Raw genomic sequence first — 17585 nt, 5'->3', positions numbered from 1 at the left:
TAATTATTCCTCAATTGAACCGCCAACAGCCTCAATAGCTGCTTTAGCGCCTTTAGTAACACGTAATCCACGAACAACTAACTTAACTTTAACTTCACCAGCTAAAATTACCTTAGCAAACTGAATATCCTTAGTTAAAATATTAGCTGCTTTTAGTGTCTCTAAAGTTACAATGCCATTTTCAATTTTGTTTAGGTCATCTAAACGAACTTCTGCTGTTACTGCAGACTTCATTGAAGTAAAACCAAATTTAGGTAAACGACGATATAAAGGCATTTGACCACCTTCAAACCCGCGACGAACACCGCCACCGGTACGAGATTTTTGACCTTTATGACCACGTCCACCGGTTTTACCTAAACCAGAACCGATACCACGACCAAGACGTTTAGCACTATGCTTAGCACCTTCAGCCGGAGATAGAGTATTTAAACGCATCTATTACTCCTCCACTTTAACCATATATGAAATCTGGTTAATCATTCCACGTACTGCTGGAGTATCAATTAACTCAACAGTATGATGCATATGGCGAAGACCAAGACCACGTAGCGTAGCTTTATGCTTCGGTAAACGAGCAATAGAACTACGAACTTGCGTTACTTTAATAGTTTTAGCCATTATTAATTACCCCAAAATTTCATCAACTGATTTACCACGTTTAGCAGCAACCATTTCTGGTGATTTCATATTTGCTAAAGCATCAATAGTTGCACGAACAACATTGATTGGGTTAGTTGAACCATAAGCCTTTGACAATACGTTACGTACGCCAGCAACTTCTAACACAGCACGCATTGCACCACCGGCAATGATACCGGTACCCTCACTAGCAGGTTGCATAAATACTCTAGAACCTGTATGGACACCCTTAACAGGGTGCTGCAATGTTCCTTCAGTTAAAGTTACATTGATCATATTACGACGCGCCTTCTCCATCGCCTTTTGAATAGCTGCAGGAACTTCACGCGCTTTGCCATATCCAAAACCGACACGACCATTACCATCGCCCACTACGGTCAACGCAGTGAAACTCATGATACGACCACCTTTCACAGTTTTAGATACGCGGTTTACCGCAATTAGCTTCTCTTGCAGTTCACCAGCTTGTTTTTCGATGTTTGACATCTCAAATTACCTCAATTAGAACTGTAGACCAGCTTCACGAGCAGCATCCGCTAAAGATTGGACACGGCCATGATATTTAAAACCAGAACGATCAAAAGCCACGTCTTTAACGCCTTTTGCTAATGCTCTTTCCGCAACAACTTTACCGACAACAGCGGCTGCTTCCTTATTTCCGGTATATTTCACTTGCTCACTAATTGCTTTCTCAACAGTAGAAGCAGCTGCAAGCACTTCCGAACCGTTTGGTGCGATGACTTGAGCGTAGATATGACGTGGAGTACGATGAATAACTAAACGAGTTACTCCCTGCTCTCTCATCATATGACGCGCACGAGCCGCACGACGGATACGAGCTGATTTCTTATCCATAGTGTTACCTTAATTATTTCTTCTTAGCTTCTTTAATACGTACCACTTCATCAGCGTAACGTACCCCTTTACCTTTATACGGTTCAGGGCGACGATAAGCACGAATATCTGCAGCAACTTGACCAATTAACTGTTTATCTGAGCCTTTCAAAACAATTTCAGTTTGAGAAGGACACTCAGCAGTAATTCCTGCAGGTAAAACATGCTCAACAGGGTGAGAAAATCCAAGACTTAAAGCAACAGCATTTCCCTTAATTTGAGCTCTATAACCTACACCTACTAATTGTAGTTTTCTTGTAAATCCTTCAGTCACACCGATAACCATGGAATTAACTAATGCTCTAGCAGTACCTGACTGAGCATTACCACCTTCAATACCTTCGCGAGGTGAAAATGTTAATTCATTATTTTCATGCTTAACTTCTACTGAATGATGAATAGAGCGAGACAACTCACCATTTTTACCTTTAATTGTTAGTAACTGTCCGTTAAGTTTTACCTCAACACCGGCAGGAATACTAACAGGTGCTTTTGCAACACGAGACATTTTCCTACCTCTCCATTAAGCTACATAACAAATGATCTCACCGCCTAAACCCGCTTGACGAGCGGCACGGTCAGTCATTACACCTTTAGATGTAGATACTACAGCAATACCTAAACCACCCATTACTTTTGGTAATTCGTCTTTACGTTTGTAAATACGAAGACCTGGGCGACTTACACGCTGAATACTCTCTACAACCGGTTTATTTTGGAAATATTTTAATGTAATTTCCAATTCAGGTTTTACACCTTCAACTACTTTAACGCTTTCGATATAACCTTCGCTAGCTAATACATTGGCAATTGCAACTTTTAGCTTGGATGAAGGCATACTGATCGCAACTTTATTCGCAGCTTGACCGTTACGAATACGGGTCAACATATCTGCGATAGGATCTTGCATACTCATTGTGCTTTTACTCCGATTCCAAATTAAAGTGGCATATTACCAGCTAGCTTTCTTAAGGCCTGGGATTTCACCGCGCATAGCAGCTTCACGAACCTTAATACGGCTTAAACCAAACTTACGAAGAACGCCGTGAGGACGTCCAGTTTGACGACAACGGTTACGTTGACGACTAGGGCTAGAATCACGTGGTAAAGTTTGTAACTTCATCACGGCATTCCAACGATCTTCGTCAGAGGCATTAACGTCAGAAATAATTTTTTTCAATTCTACGCGTTGCGCATAAAATTTTTCAGCCAATTTGACGCGCTTTACATCGCGTGCTTTCATTGATTGTTTAGCCATTTGCAACCTGCCTTACTTACGGAATGGGAAATTAAAGGCAGCCAATAGTGCTCGACCTTCTTCATCATTCTTAGCTGTTGTGGTAATAGTAATATCTAAACCACGTACACGATCTACTTTATCGTAGTCGATTTCAGGGAAGATGATTTGCTCACGCACACCCATACTGTAATTTCCACGGCCATCAAATGATTTCGCGCTTAAACCGCGGAAGTCACGAATACGTGGAACAGCAATTGTAATTAAACGTTCTAAGAACTCCCACATACGTTCACCACGTAGTGTTACTTTACAACCGATTGGATATCCCTGACGGATTTTAAAGCCTGCAACAGACTTGCGAGCTTTAGTAACCAAAGGTTTTTGACCGCTAATTGCTGCTAAATCTGCTACTGCATTATCTAGCAATTTTTTATCGGTCAATGCTTCACCCACACCCATATTTAGGGTTATCTTTTCGATTCGTGGGACTTGCATGACAGATGAGTAGTTGAATTTAGTTTTCAATTCATTTACTACTTGATCTCTGTAGTAATCATGCAGTTTCGCCATCGCATTACTCCAGTTTGTTAAATAATTTCATTGTTAGATTTGAAGAAACGTACTTTTTTGCCATCTTCGAATCTAAAACCTACTCGGTCAGCTTTATTTGTTGTTGGGTTGAAAATTGCAACGTTTGATACATCAATTGCAGCCTCTTTCTTCACTAAACCACCTTCTTTACCTAATGCAGGTACTGGTTTTTCATGTTTAGTGATGATATTTACGCCTTCAACAATCACTTTACCATTAGATAACACTTTTGTTACCTTGCCGCGCTTACCTTTGCTTTTGCCGGTAAGCACAATTACTTCATCATTTTGACGGATTTTTGCAGCCATTACATTCTCCTTACAGTACTTCTGGAGCTAAAGAAATGATCTTCATGAATTTCTCAGAACGAAGTTCACGAGTCACCGGTCCAAAAATACGAGTACCGATTGGTTGCTCAGTGTTATTATTTAAAATTACACAAGCATTACCATCGAAACGAATAACTGACCCATCTGGGCGACGAACACCCTTCTTGGTGCGCACAACAACTGCTTTTAACACATCACCTTTTTTTACTTTACCACGTGGAATTGCTTCTTTTACGGTAATTTTGATGATGTCGCCAATAGCAGCATAACGACGGTGCGATCCACCTAGAACCTTGATACACATTACGCTACGAGCCCCTGAGTTATCAGCAACATCCAGCATAGTCTGTTCTTGGATCATATTAGTGCTCCGTTAAATTAAAAAACCACCCTTGCGGGACGAACCTTCCGAAAATACACATTAAATAAATGTATATGACGGAGAGGTGGCGGAGTTTAGCAAAATTAGATACAAAAAGCAACGGGATTTTATTTCTAAAAATTTACTTATAGGAAAAAATTCCAGTTAGTAAAATCTCATCTCACTCTTATACTTATGTGAGAAAACGGAAGTGCGGTCAGAATTTCAAGCGTTTAAAAAATGAAAAGCCAACAACTTTACGCTATTGGCTTTTATTTTATTACTTTTTGTTGTTAATTAAGCAATTACTGCTTTCTCAACTACACGAACTAAAGTCCATGATTTAGTTTTAGAAATCGGACGACATTCGCGAACTTCTACTAAATCACCTAATTTAGCTTCGTTATTTTCATCGTGCACATGTAGTTTAGTTGTGCGGCGGATAAACTTACCATAAAGTGGGTGTTTAACCTTGCGTTCAATAGCAACAACGAAAGACTTCTCCATCTTGTCACTTACTACACGACCTTGCACGCTACGAATTTTATCAGTCATTACTCACCCGCCTTTTCGGTTAGAACAGTTTTAATTTGTGCAATACTACGACGCACTTGTTTTAACTGATGGGTTTGTTGAAGCTGACCGGTGGCTGCTTGCATACGCAACTTGAATTGCTCACCTAACAAGTTAACCAATTCAGCATTCAGCTCTTCAACACTTTTTGTACGTAGTTCTTGAGCTTTCATTACATCACCGTCTTAGTTACGAAAGTGGTCTTAATTGGCAATTTAGCAGCTGCTAAAGCAAATGCCTCTCTTGCGATCTCTTCAGACACACCATCCATTTCATAGAGAACTTTACCCGGCTGGATTAAGGCTACCCAGTACTCAACGTTACCTTTACCTTTACCCATACGGACTTCTAGTGGTTTTTCAGTAATTGGTTTATCTGGGAATACACGAATCCAGATTTTACCTTGACGTTTTACTGCACGAGTCATCGCACGACGAGCGGCTTCAATTTGACGCGCAGTTAAACGACCACGACCAACTGCTTTTAAACCGAAAGTACCGAAGCTAACTTCTGTACCGCCCGCGATACCGCGGTTACGGCCTTTGTGAACTTTACGGAATTTTGTACGTTTTGGTTGCAACATTTAGCGATTCTCCTTACTTACGACCTTTACCGCGCGGAGCCTTTTTAGGCTTGTCGGCAGGTTGTTGTTCCGGTTGCGCTAGCGCAGCCATTCCACCAAGAATCTCACCTTTGAAGATCCATACTTTAACGCCGATTACGCCGTATGTAGTATGAGCTTCTGCAGTGTTATAGTCGATGTCCGCACGCAATGTATGTAGAGGCACGCGACCTTCACGATACCATTCGGAACGAGCAATTTCAGCACCGCCCAAACGACCGCTAACTTCAACTTTGATACCTTTAGCGCCTAAACGCATTGCATTTTGTACCGCTTTCTTCATAGCACGACGGAACATAACACGACGTTCTAATTGTGAAGCGATGCTGTCTGCAACTAATTTTGCATCTAATTCAGGTTTTTTCACTTCAGCGATGTTGATTTGAGCAGGAACGCCGGCAATTTTTGCCACTGCATTACGCAATTTTTCAACATCTTCGCCTTTTTTACCAATAACGATACCTGGGCGAGCTGTGTGAATAGTAACACGAATACTTTTCGCAGGACGTTCAATAGTGATACGTGAAACGGAAGCATTCGCTAATTCTTTGTTTAAGAATTGACGTACTTTGAAATCGCCTTCAAGATTGTCAGCGAAGTCTTGTGTATTCGCAAACCAAGTAGAGCTCCAAGGTTTTACAATACCTAGGCGAATACCATGTGGATGTACTTTTTGACCCATTGTTATTCCTCTACGATTAACGATCTGACACAACCACAGTAATGTGGCTTGTACGTTTTAAAATACGATCTGCACGACCTTTAGCACGTGGCATAACACGTTTCATGCTTGGACCTTCATCTACGAAAATCTTCGCAACTTTAAGATCATCGATATCTGCACCGTCATTGTGCTCAGCATTAGCAATCGCTGACTCAAGAACTTTCTTCACTAAAGCAGATGCTTTTTTATTCGTGTAAGTAAGAATTTCTAGAGCTTGAGCAACTTTCTTGCCACGGATTAAATCCGCAACTAAGCGAGCTTTTTGCGCTGAAGTGCGAGCGTAACGATGTTTTGCAATAGTTTCCATCTTTTACCCCTTACTTCTTAGCTTTCTTGTCCGCAGCGTGACCGCGGTAAGTACGAGTCGGTGCAAATTCGCCTAATTTATGACCGATCATTTCATCAGAAACATAAACAGGAACATGCTGACGACCATTATGGACTGCGATGGTCAATCCAATCATTGATGGAATGATCATTGAACGACGGGACCAAGTTTTAATTGGTTTTTTATCCCCGCTTTCCACCGCCTTCTCTACCTTCTTCAACAAGTGTAGGTCAAGGAAAGGACCTTTCTTGAGAGAACGTGGCATGGCTTATCCTCTTATTTAATTAAAATTATTTACCACGACGACGTACGATATATTTATCAGTACGTTTGTTATGGCGAGTTTTCTTACCTTTAGTTTGAACGCCCCAAGGTGTTACTGGGTGTTTACCAAAGTTACGACCTTCACCACCACCGTGCGGGTGATCTACTGGGTTCATTGCAGTACCACGAACTGTAGGGCGTACACCTCTCCAGCGGTTAGCACCGGCTTTACCCAATACGCGAAGCATATGCTCTGAGTTGCCTACTTCACCAATGGTGGCAGAACATTCAGCTAATACTTTACGCATCTCACCAGAACGGAGACGTAAAGTCACATAGTTACCTTCACGGGCAATGATCTGTACATAAGCGCCGGCTGAACGAGCAATTTGACCGCCCTTGCCTGGTTTTAATTCAACGTTATGTACGGTAGAACCAACCGGGATATTACGCATTGGTAATGAGTTACCAACTTTAATTGGCGCATGTGCACCCGCTTGGATTTGATCACCTGCAGCCAAACCTTTTGGTGCTAAGATATAACGACGTTCACCGTCTTTATAAAGCACTAAAGCAATATTTGCAGAACGATTCGGATCGTATTCTAAACGTTCAACAACACCAGGAATGTCTAATTTATTACGTTTAAAATCAATTAAACGATAGTGTTGTTTGTGACCGCCACCGATGTGACGAGTAGTAATACGACCATAGTTGTTACGACCACCGGTTTTAGATTTAGTATCTAAAAGCGCAGCAAAAGGTTTACCTTTATGCAACTCAGGGTTAACAACTTTAACAACATGACGACGACCAGCGGAGGTCGGCTTACATTTAACGATAGCCATTATCTTCTACTCCTCCGTAATTACTCTGCTGCGCCTTCAACGAAGTCCAAAGATTGTCCTTCTTGAAGTGTAACATAAGCTTTTTTCCAGTCACTGCGACGTCCCATCTTAGCACCACGGCGTTTAGTTTTACCTTTCACCACAACGGTACGAACAGAATCCACTTTCACTTCAAAAAGTTGCTCTACTGCATTAGCAATTTCTACTTTATTCGCATCTAAAGCGACTTTGAAAACGATTGTGTTTGACTTCTCAGCGTTATTTGTTGCTTTCTCAGAGACATGTGGTGCTTTAAGCACTTTTAGCAAACGTTCTTGACTCATGCTAACATCTCCTCAATTTGCTTCACAGCATCCACAGTTACAACTACTTTATCGAAAGCAATTAAACTTACCGGATCGATACCTTGAGCATCACGAACATCTACTTTGTATAAGTTGCGTGCTGCCAAGAATAGATTTTCATCTAAACTTGCTGTGATGATTAACACATCTTCAAGTGCTAATTCTTTTAATTTTTGTACTAATACTTTGGTTTTTGGTGCATCAATTTCAAATTTATCAACAACAACTAAACGATCTTGACGAACAAGCTCGGAAAGAATGCTCTTGATTGCACCGCGGTACATTTTCTTGTTCACTTTTTGGCTGTGATCTTGTGGTTTCGCTGCGAAAGTCACACCACCAGAACGCCAAATTGGTGATTTGATATCACCGGAACGAGCACGACCTGTACCTTTTTGACGCCAAGGTTTTTTACCTGAACCGGACACTTCAGCACGAGTTTTTTGTGCACGAGAACCTTGACGAGCACCTGCTGCATAAGCAACAACAACTTGGTGAATCAACGCTTCGTTAAACTCACGGCCGAAGGTAGTTTCAGAAACAGTGAGTGCATTAGCACCAACAACTTGTAATTCCATCTCTATCTCCTAGACCTATGCTTTAACTGCCGGCTTAACGATAACATCGCTACCAGTAGCACCAGGAACGGCACCTTTTACTAATAACAATTTACGCTCAGCATCTACACGAACAACTTCAAGGGATTGAACGGTTACACGTTCATTACCTAAGTGCCCTGCCATTTTTTTACCTTTAAACACACGACCCGGAGTTTGGTTTTGACCAATAGAACCGAGAACACGATGTGATAAAGAGTTACCGTGGGTAGCATCTTGAGTACGGAAGTTCCAACGTTTAACACCACCTTGGAAACCTTTACCTTTAGAAGTACCGGTAACATCAACTTTTTTAACATCTGCAAAGATGTCAACGTTAATTTCTTGACCTAAAGTGAATTCTTCACCTTCAGTACGAAATTCCCATAAACCGCGACCAGCTTCAACGCCAGCTTTCACGAAATGGCCCGCTTCAGGCTTCGTTACACGACTTGCTTTTTTAGAGCCAGTGGTAACTTGAACTGCAGTATAGCCATCGTTTTCAAGAGTTTTAACTTGAGTTACGCGGTTGGCTTCGATTTCGATAACGGTAACCGGTACAGACACACCATCTTCATTGAAGATACGGGTCATACCGACTTTACGACCGACTAAACCAATCATTGTAATAACCTCTTAATTAACCTAGGCTGATCTGCACGTCAACGCCGGCAGCCAAGTCTAAACGCATTAAAGCATCAACAGTTTTTTCTGTTGGCTCAACAATATCAACTAAACGTTTGTGAGTACGGATTTCATATTGGTCACGCGCATCTTTATTTACGTGTGGAGAAATCAATACTGTGAAACGCTCTTTACGAGTTGGTAAAGGAATCGGACCACGCACTTGCGCACCGGTACGTTTAGCTGTTTCAACGATCTCCGCTGTGGATTGATCGATCAAACGATGATCAAACGCTTTAAGGCGGATACGGATTCTTTGGTTCTGCATGAGACCAGAGCTCCAATAAATTTAGCTAATAAAAAAACTAACACCATCACAATTCTTACATCAAAACAACAAGAAAAGGAGGTGCAAGCTACCTGTTATATAGTCCCCAAATCGGAGACATTGTTAGTATTACATATCGTAATACCCGTTTAATAAATGATTACATTAAACGGCTTCTATAATTAAAGCCCGTGAATTCTACTAAAACCTCGTCTTCACTGCAAGCCTTTTCTTACTTTTTACATCAATAAAGTGCGGTGAATTTCAAAAACGTTTTCTAAAACGACCGCACTTTATTGATGAAAAAGCGAATTACAACGGCAATTCGGTAGTAGATTTAATGGTTTTTAGCGATACTTCTGACTTTAACGTTTTAATGCCGATCTCTTTGGTTAAATATTTGGTTTTTATGGCGTGAAATTCATCCAAATCGGATACCAACATTTTTAAAATAAAATCATAACTTCCCGCCATCAAATGACATTCTGTGATTTGCGGAATCAATTTCACTTCAAAAATGAACCGCTCTTTGAGGGCAGGATCTTCTTCAAAAAATGTACCCTGCACATAAACAAGCAAATTGCGGTTTAATTTTTTAGGATTCAATAACGCCGTATAACCATCGATTACACCGCTTTCTTCTAAATGGTTTACTCGACGCAAGCAAGCAGAATTTGACAGCCCGATTTCTTTGGCGAGCTCATTATTTTGTAAGCGCCCGTTGCGCTGTAAAGCCTTTAAAATGCGCGTATCAATGTTATCGAATAATTTCTTAAACATAAAAAATCCCTTTTTTAGGAAAGAAAATGCGTGCGCATTATAACAAGGCCACCTATTAAAAACTGTGATATAGGTGGCCTTTATTAAAATTGATGTTAAACGCTATATAAGGAGACTTGAACAACCAGCAGGATTGCCCCGATGACCAATAAGCAGCCAATCATCGGCATCACAAATTTCACCCATTTATTAAATGGAATGTGCAACATTTGTAATGTCACCAACACCAAACCGGTCGGTGCCAAGAACAACATGGCGTATTGACCCCAGTTATAGGCAGAAACCACGATGTCCCGCGGAATACCCACTGCGTCCGCAAGCGGTGCCATAATTGGCATGGAAAGCACTGCCAAACCGGAAGAAGATGGTACGATAAGGCCTAGGAAGATGAAGACCACTAATTGACCAAGAATAAAGACGCTACCCGGCATACCACTTACAAGGTTAGACATATAGTCCAAAATGGTGTCAGAAATCATACCTTGTTCAAGCACTAAGTTTACACCACGCGCCAAACCGATAATCAAAGATACACCGACCAATTCGGAAGCCCCTTCGGTAAAGGATTCCACAATATCTTTTTCTTTCAAGCCACTGATAAACATGATGATAATCGTGATTGACAAGAAAGAAGCTGCCATTTGAGGGAACCACCAACCGCCTGCCATTACCCCCCAAATCATGATTGGGAAAGCAATACAGAAGAGGATTAAGATAAGTTTTCTTCTTAAGGTAAATTCAAGCACGGTATTTGGGTCAAAGTTTTTCATATAACGATGATAAAACTCTTCTCTATCTTCATAAGTATAGGAAAAACTCGGATCCGCTTTTACTTTCTTACCATACCAATATAAGTAAGAAATCACGCAAGTTGCCCCTAACAAGAGACCAATGGCACGGAATCCAATCCCTTCGGTAAATTGAATACCGGCCGCATTAGACGCAATAACCACTGAGAATGGATTAATTGTGGAAAACGCTGTCCCCATGGAGGAAGCCAAGAAGATTGCACCAACACAGATGATTGCATCATACCCCAGCGCCAAAAATACCGGTACCAAGATAGGGTAAAACGCAACGGCTTCTTCTTCGATACCGCAAGTTGTACCGCCTAACACCATCAACACGGAAACACTAAATACAATCATAAATTCATTGCCTTTCGTGCGCCGTGCCAACGCCATGAGCCCTGCGTTAAATGAGCCCGTTCTGTTAATCACACCGATCATACCGCCCAACACGAAGATGAACACCATGACATCTACCGCTTCGATGGTTCCTTCTACCATGCTGATAGGGATATCTTTGATACCTTTGTAATGTTGTTCAATACGTTGATAAGTGCCCGGAATGGCAATCGGTTTTTTGATCACACCTTCGGTGAAATTGGAGAGTTTAATTTTGATATTAAGATTATTTAAGGTTTCTTCCGTAGCAGGATAGGTTTTATCTTGCTCACCATAAGCTTTTACTACAAAGACTTTTTCAGTCATATTATAGGTCAACTTAGAATAGGAACCGGAAGGAATAACCCATGTTAATCCCACCGCAAGGATTAAAATGAAGAATAAAATCGTGAACGCTGATGGGAAATTAAAGACCTTTTTTTTATTAGACGCTTCCATAGCAGACTCCTCGTCAATATCGAAGTTAGCAGATCGGCATAATCATTCATCAACCATGCCGACCGCACATTCTACTTTGAACTGCTAAAATACTCAAAGTGAGTTTATTATTATGAATAATAAGAAATTTCTTTCACTTTATTCGTGATACGTGTGCCGGCTTTACCTTTCACAATATCAACGATATCAGAAAGTGATCCAATCACGGCATCTTTACCCGTACTACGTGCGAAATTTACTGCAGCCTGTACTTTTGGTCCCATAGAACCGGCGGCAAAGCCCATTTTTTCAATTTCATCCGGCGGTGCTGATGCGATAGCTTTTTGTGTTGGTTTGCCCCAATCTACAAAGGTTGCTGACACATCAGTCGCAATAATGAATAAATCTGCTTCCAGATTATCGGCAAGTAGTGCAGAACATAAGTCTTTATCGATAACCGCTTCTACGCCGCGCAAATTATGTTGCTCATCGTAGTAAGTAGGGATACCGCCACCACCGGCGCAAATCACGATACTGCCTTTTTCCAACAACCATTTCACCGGGTTGATTTCAAAAATGCGTTTTGGTAACGGACTTGGCACCACGCGACGATATTTATCACCATCTTGTGCAATGGTCCAGTTTTTCTCTTTTGCCAAGCGTTCGGCTTCTTCTTTGGAATACACCGGACCGATTGGTTTAGTTGGGTTCTTAAATGCCGGGTCATTAATATCCACTTCTACTTGTGATAGCAATGTAGCGAACGGCACTTCAAACGGCACTAAGTTACCTAATTCTTGTTCAATCATGTAACCAATCATACCCACAGATTCTGCCCCCAATACATCTAACGGATAAGGAGGCACTTCTTTATAGGCTGCACTTTGTAATGCTAATAAACCTACTTGTGGACCATTGCCATGCGCGATAACCAACTCATTGTTTGGATAAATCTTCGCAATTTGTTCACAAGCGATACGCACGTTTAATCGCTGGTTCTCAGCGGTGAGCGGCTCGCCGCGACGCAACAAGGCATTTCCACCCAATGCAATAACAATTCTCATATACCACCTCTTAAATTAAGCTGGAATAAAGTACGGCTTTAATGGTGTGCATGCGGTTTTCCGCTTGCTCAAAGGCCACATTCATTGGCGACTCAAAGACATCTTCGGTTACTTCAATACCATTTGCTAATTCAGGGTATTTTTCTGCAATTTGGCGGCCCACTTTGGTTTCGCTGTTGTGGAATGCCGGCAAGCAGTGCATGAATTTCACACGCGGATTGCCGGTGCGTTTCATCAATTCAGGAGTGACTTGATACGGTAATAATAATTTAATGCGTTCGCCCCAGGTTTCTAATGGCTCACCCATGGAAACCCATACGTCGGTGTGCACGAAATCAACGCCTTTGACAGCTTTATCAATATCATCGGTTACCGTAATGCGTGCGCCACTTTGTTTTGCAAATTTTTCGCACATGTCCACTAATTCTGCATCCGGTAATAAGGCTTTCGGTCCGCAAATGCGTACATCCATACCCAATTTAGCACCGATTAATAACAAGGAGTTACCCATGTTGTTGCGCGCATCACCGATATACACATATTTGATTTCACTTAATGGTTTATCGCAGTTTTCAATCATGGTTAACACGTCCGCCAACATTTGTGTTGGGTGGAACTCGTCAGTTAAACCATTGAATACCGGCACACCGGCATATTCTGCTAATTCATCCACAATTTCTTGTTTGAAACCACGATATTCAATGGCGTCATACATTCTGCCTAATACGCGGGCAGTGTCTTTCATACTTTCTTTGTGGCCAATTTGAGATGAGTTTGGATCGATGTAAGTGACTTGGGCGCCTTGGTCATAAGCAGCGACTTCAAAAGCACAACGGGTACGGGTGGAGGTTTTTTCAAAAATTAGCGCAATATTTTTGCCTTTTAATTTTTGTTGTTCGGTACCGGCATATTTTGCTCTTTTTAAGTCTCTGGATAAATCTAATAAATATTTGATTTCACGTTCTGAGTGATTAACAAGACTTAATAAGTGTCTGTTTTTAAGATTGAAAGCCATAATAATCTCCTTGATTTTTGTTTATTGACTTAATCCGAATAGCCAAGCTATTCACAAACTATTTATTCGACATACAACCTACTCCTTGCGAACGTCTTTATTCTAAAAGAAAGGCAAGTGAATATCGTGTCGAATTTCGGCTCGTAATGTAAAGATTTTGAACAAATTTCTAACAAAGGACTTTTTATTGGTATAAAATTCGAACAAAAAATTTTCTATGTGAAAAAATTTTAACCTCATCACCCAACATTAATCTCATCATGAACACTGTGCTTCTTTTTTTACGTCATAACGCCATTAAAGTGCGGTATGTTTTACACAAGAAATTACGTCAAACCTATCGAATCTCCCATAAAACCCTCGAATTTACCTGTTTACTGATCGGCGCCAGCTTGGTCTCGCTGTTTTCCCTTGGCTTTGCCAAACTTGCGGATTTGGGCTTGGAATGGAACGCCCATTGGACACAACAATATCCGATTGCCGTTTGGTTTATCTTGCCCTGCGGTTTGGCGTTATTAACCTGGTTCATCGCCAAATACACGCCTTATGTCGGTGGCAGCGGCATTCCGCAAGTCATTGCCTCGCTTAGCCTGCCCCATCACGCCAATAAAAACCGTTTAGTCGCCTTTGGACAAACTCTATGGAAAATTCCACTGACATTTTTAGCGATGCTTATCGGCGCCTCCGTTGGACGGGAAGGGCCTTCCGTGCAAATCGGTGCTGCCGTGATGTTATGGTGGGGTAACTTATGCCGAAAATACGGCGTGGCATTTAATGGATTGAGTGCTAATGAACTGATGGCAACCGGGGCGGCCGGTGGCCTTGCTGCTGCATTTAATGCGCCTTTAGCCGGCGTTATTTTTGCCATAGAGGAATTGGGACGTGGTGTGCTATTGCGCTGGGAACGACGCGTATTGTTAGGCGTACTCGCGGCTGGTTTTATTTTGGTGGCGATTGAAGGCAACAACCCCTATTTCCCAACATATCAAGGTGTCACCGATATGCCTTATTTATGTTTATGGGTTTTAGTTTGTGGTGCGGTAAGTGGTGTCAGCGGAGGAATTTTCGGCCGTTTGTTAATCAAAGGCGCAGCCGGAACCTTCCCTTTCTGTCGCCATTGGATACGCAAGCACCCTATTTTCACCGCCATTATTTTAGGATTAATATTGACCGCACTTGGCGTTTACACCAATGGACAAACTTACGGCACCGGCTACCAAGTTGTCACCCAAGCTCTTGATGGACAAGCGGTACAAAGCGACATTGGCATCATGAAACTGTTCGCCACAGTAGGCACATATTGGACGGGCATTGCCGGCGGTATTTTCACCCCGGCACTCACCATCGGGGCTGGGCTTGGCGTGCAAGTGGCTGCCTTTACTGACGGTTCAGTCGACCAGCGTTTGCTGGTGTTGTTATGTATGGCAGCATTTCTCGCAGGTGCGACCCAATCACCGGTCACCGCCAGCGTTATCGTGATGGAAATGACCGGCTGCCAACCCGTATTGATTTGGCTATTGATTTGCTGCCTGATTTCCTCCATTATTTCACGCCAATTTAATCCGAAGCCGTTTTATCACATGGCGGCAGGGCGTTTCCGCCAGCGGATAAAAGAAGAAACGCAAAAAGACATGAAGGAAAACCCATAAAAATGTCCCAAAATCAACCGCACTTTTACCGAGGACGCTTTGCCGTCGCGCCCATGCTGGATTGGACAACGCGCCATTGCCGTTATTTCCACCGCCAATTTTCCCGGCACGCCTTGCTTTATACGGAAATGGTGACCACCCAAGCCATCATTCATGCCAAATATGATCACCTTGATTTTGATACGGCAGAAAACCCGGTGGCGTTGCAACTGGGCGGCAGCGATCCGGAACAACTTCAACATTGCGCTCAATTAGCGCAACAGCGTGGTTACCAAGAAATCAATTTGAACGTAGGTTGCCCATCCGATCGTGTACAAAACGGTATGTTCGGTGCGTGTTTAATGGCAAACGCGGAACTGGTTGCAGAGTGCGTACAACAAATGCAAAGTGCGGTGCACATTCCCGTCACCGTAAAAACCCGCATCGGCATTGATGATTTTGACAGCTATGATTTTCTATGTGATTTTGTCCAAAAAGTACACCAAGCCGGCTGTCAGGAATTTATCGTGCATGCCCGTAAAGCGTGGTTATCCGGTTTAAGCCCGAAACAAAATCGTGAAATTCCGCCGCTAAATTACGAACGTGTGTATCAACTAAAACAGGATTTTCCCCATTTGCTCATCAGCATCAACGGTGGCATTAAAACCACTGAAGAAATGCAACAGCACTTGAAGTATGTAGATGGTGTCATGGTGGGGCGCGAAGCCTATCAAAATCCCGCATTGCTCGGTCATATCGATCACACATTGTTTGACGCAAATGCCCCGATTATCACCCCACGCCAAGCGGTGGAAAACATGTTTCCATACATCGAACAGCAACTCAGCCAAGGCGTCTATCTGAATCATATCGTGCGCCACATGCTCGGTGCCTTCCAACACTGCAAAGGCGCACGCCAATGGCGTCGTTATTTAAGCGAAAACGCCTACAAAGCCGGCGCCGGCATTGACGTGGTAGAAACCGCATTAGGGTTTGTAGAAGAGTAAAAGTGCGGTCAGTTTTAGATGTAAAAAAGCACGCATGAGAAAATGCGTGCCATCAGTAAATCAGTTATAGAACAAAAAAAGTGCGGTGGATTAAAAAAACGTTTTTCAAATCCACCGCACTTTTTCATCTATTACAGAATATGTTGATATTCTTCTAACATTTCTTTCGGCCAAACGCTGGATTGCACTTCACCGATATGTTTTTTACGTAATAACAACATTGCCAAACGAGATTGACCGATACCGCCACCAATACTTAACGGCAATTTGCCTTGCAATAATTCTTGGTGCCAATCCATATTTAGACGGTCTTCATCACCGGTTAAACTCACTTGTAAACGTAACGCCGCTTCATCTACACGAATCCCCATAGAAGATAGTTCAAACGCTTTGCCAAGTTGGTCGTTCCAAACCAAAATATCACCGTTCAAGCCTTTGTAGCCGTTTTCTGACTCTGTTGTCCAGTCATCGTAATCCGGCGCACGTCCATCGTGTGGCTTGCCGTCAGACAATTTACCGCCGATACCGACTAAGAAAACTGCACCGTATTCTTTACAGATCGCATTTTCACGCTCTTTGCCGCTCATGTTTGGATAACGTTTCACGAGGTCTTCACTGTGTACGAAAGTAATGTGTTTTGGTAGCACGGATGGAATATCAAAACGGGCTTCCACCGCCAATTCTGTTAAGCGAATCGCACGATAAATCGAATTCACGGTTTCTTTTAAATAGGCGAAATTGCGACGACCTTCCGGAATCACTTTCTCCCAGTCCCATTGGTCCACATAAACGGAGTGGGTCGCATCTAACGAATCTTCGTCCGGACGCAACGCTTTCATATGTACAAACAAGCCTTCGCCTTCTCTAAAATGAAAACGGGCTAATGTATGACGTTTCCATTTTGCCAAAGAGTGAACCACTTCAAACACCGCATTTGGGATTTGTTTTACATGCACTTGAACCGCTTTTTCAATACCGGAAAGGTTATCTTGCATGCCATTACCAACCTGACTTAAGATTGGGCCTTGAACTTCGATGATGCCTAATTGCTCGATGAGGTTTTGAGTAAATGTATTTTTTACAAAACTAATCTCTTGTTGTTGCAAAATAAATGTCTTTTTCATTGTTTTTACCCTATATTATTTAACGTTTCTACATGAATGCGGTAGATTCTCCCCA

Annotated in this window: 28 protein-coding genes; 2 read left to right on the top strand and 26 right to left on the bottom strand. The window is 42.2% G+C overall.

The genetic code is table 11. The annotated features are described in order from the left end of the window. Nucleotides 1–3: 3 nt before the first annotated feature. From rplO to HMPREF9064_RS08785, 25 genes are all read right to left on the bottom strand, one after another. Nucleotides 4–438 carry a 50S ribosomal protein L15 gene (rplO, locus tag HMPREF9064_RS08665; protein WP_005715768.1) on the bottom strand — a complete coding sequence of 145 codons (435 nt, stop codon included), beginning with the start codon at nucleotides 436–438 and terminating at the stop codon, nucleotides 4–6. A gap of 3 nt (nucleotides 439–441) precedes the next feature. Further along, nucleotides 442–621, bottom strand: coding sequence for a 50S ribosomal protein L30 (gene rpmD, locus HMPREF9064_RS08670; protein WP_005715766.1), 180 nt, complete (start codon nucleotides 619–621; stop codon nucleotides 442–444). 6 nt (nucleotides 622–627) lie between these two features. Then, entirely contained in the window at nucleotides 628–1128 is a 501-nt protein-coding gene (gene rpsE, locus HMPREF9064_RS08675; RefSeq protein WP_005715763.1) for a 30S ribosomal protein S5, read from the bottom strand. A 15-nt stretch (nucleotides 1129–1143) separates the two neighbouring features. Continuing rightward, nucleotides 1144–1497 (bottom strand): 50S ribosomal protein L18, encoded by a 354-nt coding sequence (gene rplR / locus HMPREF9064_RS08680; protein WP_005715761.1) that lies wholly within the window; start codon nucleotides 1495–1497, stop codon nucleotides 1144–1146. A 13-nt stretch (nucleotides 1498–1510) separates the two neighbouring features. Further along, on the bottom strand, nucleotides 1511–2044 hold the full coding sequence (gene rplF / locus HMPREF9064_RS08685; protein WP_005715756.1) for a 50S ribosomal protein L6: 534 nt from the start codon (nucleotides 2042–2044) through the stop codon (nucleotides 1511–1513). A 15-nt stretch (nucleotides 2045–2059) separates the two neighbouring features. After that, nucleotides 2060–2452, bottom strand: a complete 393-nt coding sequence (gene rpsH / locus HMPREF9064_RS08690) for a 30S ribosomal protein S8 (RefSeq protein ID WP_005715755.1) — start codon at nucleotides 2450–2452, stop codon at nucleotides 2060–2062. Nucleotides 2453–2488: 36 nt separating this feature from the next. Next, nucleotides 2489–2794, bottom strand: coding sequence for a 30S ribosomal protein S14 (rpsN, locus tag HMPREF9064_RS08695; RefSeq protein ID WP_005715753.1), 306 nt, complete (start codon nucleotides 2792–2794; stop codon nucleotides 2489–2491). Nucleotides 2795–2806: 12 nt separating this feature from the next. Then, on the bottom strand, nucleotides 2807–3346 hold the full coding sequence (rplE, locus tag HMPREF9064_RS08700; protein WP_005715751.1) for a 50S ribosomal protein L5: 540 nt from the start codon (nucleotides 3344–3346) through the stop codon (nucleotides 2807–2809). Nucleotides 3347–3363: 17 nt separating this feature from the next. Next, a complete protein-coding gene (rplX, locus tag HMPREF9064_RS08705; protein WP_005548785.1) occupies nucleotides 3364–3675 on the bottom strand; it encodes a 50S ribosomal protein L24 in 312 nt (103 codons plus the stop codon). A gap of 10 nt (nucleotides 3676–3685) precedes the next feature. Then, nucleotides 3686–4057 (bottom strand): 50S ribosomal protein L14, encoded by a 372-nt coding sequence (gene rplN, locus HMPREF9064_RS08710; protein ID WP_005548786.1) that lies wholly within the window; start codon nucleotides 4055–4057, stop codon nucleotides 3686–3688. A gap of 297 nt (nucleotides 4058–4354) precedes the next feature. Continuing rightward, nucleotides 4355–4612, bottom strand: coding sequence for a 30S ribosomal protein S17 (gene rpsQ, locus HMPREF9064_RS08715; RefSeq protein WP_005539352.1), 258 nt, complete (start codon nucleotides 4610–4612; stop codon nucleotides 4355–4357). Then, nucleotides 4612–4803 (bottom strand): 50S ribosomal protein L29, encoded by a 192-nt coding sequence (gene rpmC, locus HMPREF9064_RS08720; RefSeq protein WP_005539356.1) that lies wholly within the window; start codon nucleotides 4801–4803, stop codon nucleotides 4612–4614. Before rpmC ends, rpsQ begins: the two co-directional genes overlap by 1 nt. Then, a complete protein-coding gene (rplP, locus tag HMPREF9064_RS08725) occupies nucleotides 4803–5213 on the bottom strand; it encodes a 50S ribosomal protein L16 (RefSeq protein WP_005715748.1) in 411 nt (136 codons plus the stop codon). The genes rpmC and rplP overlap by 1 nt, the downstream gene beginning before the upstream one ends. Nucleotides 5214–5226: 13 nt before the next feature. Continuing rightward, on the bottom strand, nucleotides 5227–5934 hold the full coding sequence (rpsC, locus tag HMPREF9064_RS08730; RefSeq protein ID WP_005715746.1) for a 30S ribosomal protein S3: 708 nt from the start codon (nucleotides 5932–5934) through the stop codon (nucleotides 5227–5229). 16 nt (nucleotides 5935–5950) lie between these two features. Next, nucleotides 5951–6283, bottom strand: a complete 333-nt coding sequence (rplV, locus tag HMPREF9064_RS08735; protein WP_005539363.1) for a 50S ribosomal protein L22 — start codon at nucleotides 6281–6283, stop codon at nucleotides 5951–5953. A 10-nt stretch (nucleotides 6284–6293) separates the two neighbouring features. After that, the gene (gene rpsS / locus HMPREF9064_RS08740; protein WP_005539416.1) at nucleotides 6294–6569 is read right to left on the bottom strand and encodes a 30S ribosomal protein S19; all 276 of its coding nucleotides are present in this window, start codon (nucleotides 6567–6569) and stop codon (nucleotides 6294–6296) included. Nucleotides 6570–6594: 25 nt separating this feature from the next. Then, a complete protein-coding gene (gene rplB / locus HMPREF9064_RS08745; protein ID WP_005701883.1) occupies nucleotides 6595–7416 on the bottom strand; it encodes a 50S ribosomal protein L2 in 822 nt (273 codons plus the stop codon). Nucleotides 7417–7436: 20 nt separating this feature from the next. Continuing rightward, nucleotides 7437–7739, bottom strand: coding sequence for a 50S ribosomal protein L23 (gene rplW / locus HMPREF9064_RS08750; protein ID WP_005701885.1), 303 nt, complete (start codon nucleotides 7737–7739; stop codon nucleotides 7437–7439). Further along, a complete protein-coding gene (rplD, locus tag HMPREF9064_RS08755; protein WP_005556240.1) occupies nucleotides 7736–8338 on the bottom strand; it encodes a 50S ribosomal protein L4 in 603 nt (200 codons plus the stop codon). The genes rplW and rplD overlap by 4 nt, the downstream gene beginning before the upstream one ends. Before the next feature lie 15 nt (nucleotides 8339–8353). After that, a complete protein-coding gene (gene rplC, locus HMPREF9064_RS08760; protein WP_005545484.1) occupies nucleotides 8354–8980 on the bottom strand; it encodes a 50S ribosomal protein L3 in 627 nt (208 codons plus the stop codon). Between the two features lie 16 nt (nucleotides 8981–8996). Beyond that, nucleotides 8997–9308, bottom strand: coding sequence for a 30S ribosomal protein S10 (gene rpsJ, locus HMPREF9064_RS08765; protein ID WP_001181005.1), 312 nt, complete (start codon nucleotides 9306–9308; stop codon nucleotides 8997–8999). Nucleotides 9309–9620: 312 nt separating this feature from the next. Then, a complete protein-coding gene (locus tag HMPREF9064_RS08770; protein ID WP_005715742.1) occupies nucleotides 9621–10088 on the bottom strand; it encodes an Lrp/AsnC family transcriptional regulator in 468 nt (155 codons plus the stop codon). 95 nt (nucleotides 10089–10183) lie between these two features. Next, entirely contained in the window at nucleotides 10184–11713 is a 1530-nt protein-coding gene (locus tag HMPREF9064_RS08775) for a YfcC family protein (RefSeq protein ID WP_005715740.1), read from the bottom strand. A 110-nt stretch (nucleotides 11714–11823) separates the two neighbouring features. Continuing rightward, the gene (gene arcC, locus HMPREF9064_RS08780) at nucleotides 11824–12756 is read right to left on the bottom strand and encodes a carbamate kinase (protein ID WP_005715738.1); all 933 of its coding nucleotides are present in this window, start codon (nucleotides 12754–12756) and stop codon (nucleotides 11824–11826) included. Nucleotides 12757–12766: 10 nt separating this feature from the next. Next, nucleotides 12767–13771, bottom strand: a complete 1005-nt coding sequence (locus tag HMPREF9064_RS08785) for an ornithine carbamoyltransferase (protein ID WP_005715736.1) — start codon at nucleotides 13769–13771, stop codon at nucleotides 12767–12769. A 260-nt stretch (nucleotides 13772–14031) separates the two neighbouring features. Here HMPREF9064_RS08785 and HMPREF9064_RS08790 point away from each other — a divergent pair, with 260 nt between their 5' ends. Continuing rightward, nucleotides 14032–15420: a chloride channel protein gene (locus tag HMPREF9064_RS08790; protein ID WP_005715735.1), complete on the top strand. Its 1389-nt coding sequence runs from the start codon at nucleotides 14032–14034 to the stop codon at nucleotides 15418–15420. A gap of 2 nt (nucleotides 15421–15422) precedes the next feature. Further along, complete coding sequence (dusA, locus tag HMPREF9064_RS08795) at nucleotides 15423–16406, top strand: tRNA dihydrouridine(20/20a) synthase DusA (RefSeq protein WP_005715733.1); 984 nt, start codon at nucleotides 15423–15425, stop codon at nucleotides 16404–16406. Nucleotides 16407–16537: 131 nt separating this feature from the next. Here the strand turns inward: dusA and asnA are convergent, their stop codons facing one another. Then, nucleotides 16538–17530: an aspartate--ammonia ligase gene (asnA, locus tag HMPREF9064_RS08800; protein WP_005715731.1), complete on the bottom strand. Its 993-nt coding sequence runs from the start codon at nucleotides 17528–17530 to the stop codon at nucleotides 16538–16540. Nucleotides 17531–17585: the final 55 nt, after the last annotated feature.

This window comes from Aggregatibacter segnis ATCC 33393 (genome assembly GCF_000185305.1).
Classification (GTDB): Bacteria; Pseudomonadota; Gammaproteobacteria; order Enterobacterales; family Pasteurellaceae; genus Aggregatibacter; species Aggregatibacter segnis.
The sequence above is the reverse complement of the archived record's forward strand: the minus strand, read 5'-3'. Positions and strand labels throughout refer to the sequence as shown.